The 2118-nt window shown below is 67.4% G+C and carries 3 protein-coding genes; all 3 read left to right on the forward strand.

Annotated elements, in window-relative coordinates; all coding sequences use genetic code 11:
• A partial coding sequence (locus AC3AYF_RS19290) for a phosphoribosylanthranilate isomerase (protein WP_487780204.1) occupies nt 1-330 on the forward strand: 330 nt, incomplete at its 5' end.
• Between the two features lie 13 nt (nt 331-343).
• Nucleotides 344-1558, forward strand: coding sequence for a tryptophan synthase subunit beta (gene trpB / locus AC3AYF_RS19295; RefSeq protein ID WP_295041389.1), 1215 nt, complete (start codon nt 344-346; stop codon nt 1556-1558).
• An 11-nt stretch (nt 1559-1569) separates the two neighbouring features.
• The coding region (gene trpA, locus AC3AYF_RS19300) for a tryptophan synthase subunit alpha (protein ID WP_295041387.1) at nt 1570-2118 on the forward strand (549 nt) is incomplete at its 3' end.

Below are 2118 nucleotides of genomic sequence, written 5' to 3' on the forward strand. Positions count from 1 at the left end.
GAGGGCGCCGGCGCGCTGCTGCTCGATGCGTTTCGCCCGGGCGTCCCCGGCGGCACCGGAGAGACCTTCGACTGGCAGCGCATCCCCGACTCGCTGGCGATACCCGTGATTCTCGCCGGCGGCCTGACATCCGACAACGTCGCCGATGCCATCACGCAGGTGCGGCCCTATGCGGTCGATGTGTCCGGCGGCGTCGAGTCGCGCAAGGGCATCAAGGATCCGCTGCGGATCCGTGCCTTCTGCGAGCGGGTGCAGGCAACGAATGCGGCGCTGTCCCCGACGCCATCCGACGCCTCGTCGCTCACCACCAATTCATCCACCGCCAACTGATGAGGGTCCCTTCGTGAGCCGATTCCACGACTTGACGCAACTGCCGGACGCTCGCGGCCACTTCGGTCCGTACGGCGGCCGTTTCGTTTCCGAGACCTTGAGTTTCGCCCTCGAGGAGCTCGAGACCATCTACGCCGGTCTCAAGGACGATCCCGAGTTCCAGGCGGAGTTCGACCGCGACCTGACGCACTATGTCGGTCGGCCATCCCCGCTCTATCACGCCGAACGCTGGTCGCGGGAGATCGGCGGGGCGCAGATCTGGCTCAAGCGCGAGGATCTGAACCACACCGGCGCGCACAAGGTGAACAACACCATCGGTCAGGCGCTGCTGGCCAAGAAGTCCGGCAAGCCTCGCGTGATCGCGGAGACCGGCGCCGGACAACACGGCGTCGCCACCGCGACGGTCGCCGCGCGCCTGGGGCTGAAGTGCGAGATCTACATGGGCGCCGAGGACGTCGAGCGTCAGAAGCTCAATGTCTACCGCATGCACCTGTTGGGCGCCAAGGTGGTACCGGTGGAGTCCGGTTCACGGACGCTCAAGGACGCGATGAACGAAGCGCTGCGCGACTGGGTCACCAACGTCGACGACACCTTCTACATCATCGGCACCGTGGCCGGCCCGCATCCCTATCCGATGCTGGTCCGCGACTTCAGCGCCATCGTCGGGCGCGAGGCGCGTCGCCAGTCGCTCGAGCAGATCGGGCGGCTGCCGGACGCGCTGGTGGCGTGCGTGGGCGGCGGCTCCAACGCCATGGGCCTGTTCTACCCGTTCGTCGAGGATGACGATGTCGCCATGTATGGCGTCGAGGCCGGTGGCGAAGGCGTCGCCACCGGCCGTCACGCCGCGCCGCTGACGGCCAACGCGCCGCGCGGCGTGCTCCACGGCAACCGGACCTACCTGATGTCCGACGAGGGCGGGCAGGTTGCCGACACCCAGTCGATCTCCGCCGGCCTGGACTACCCCGGCGTCGGCCCCGAGCATGCGCTGTGGAAAGACGTCGGCCGCGTGCGTTACGTGGCGGCGGACGACGACGAAGTGCTGGCGGCGTTCCGTGAACTGACGCTCGTCGAGGGCATCATGCCGGCGCTGGAGTCGGCCCACGCCCTGGCTCACGCCAAGAAGCTGGCGGGGGAGATGTCGCCGGATCAGCATATCGTCGTCAATCTCTCGGGGCGCGGTGACAAGGATATCCACACCGTCGCCAAGCTCGACGGCATCGAATTTTGACTGGGGTCGACATGAATCGAACCGTATCCAATCGCATCGACCGGCGCTTCGCGGCGCTCAAGGCCCAGGGCCGGACCGCGCTCATTCCCTACATCACCGCCGGCGACCCGGCGCCGGCGCACACGGTCGGTTTCATGCATGCCTGCGTGGAAGCCGGCGCCGACGTCCTCGAGCTCGGGGTTCCGTTCTCCGATCCGATGGCGGACGGGCCGGTGATCCAGAAGGCGTGCGAACGGGCGCTGGTGCACGGTACCCGGCTACGCCACGTGCTGGAGATGGTGGCCGAATTTCGCCAGCGGGACAGCGAGACGCCGGTAGTGCTGATGGGGTATCTCAACCCCATCGAGCGGATGGGATACGACGTCTTCACCCGCGAGGCGCAGGCGTCCGGTGTCGATGGGGTACTGGTGGTCGACATGCCACCGGAAGAGGCCGGCGACAACGCCGCGCTGTTCGCGTCGCACGGCCTGCAGTCGATCTTCCTGCTGGCGCCGACCACCTCCGAAGCGCGCGCCAGGGAGATCTGCAGGCACGGCGAGGGCTATCTCTATTACGTTTCG

The organism is Salinicola sp., assembly GCF_982684285.1.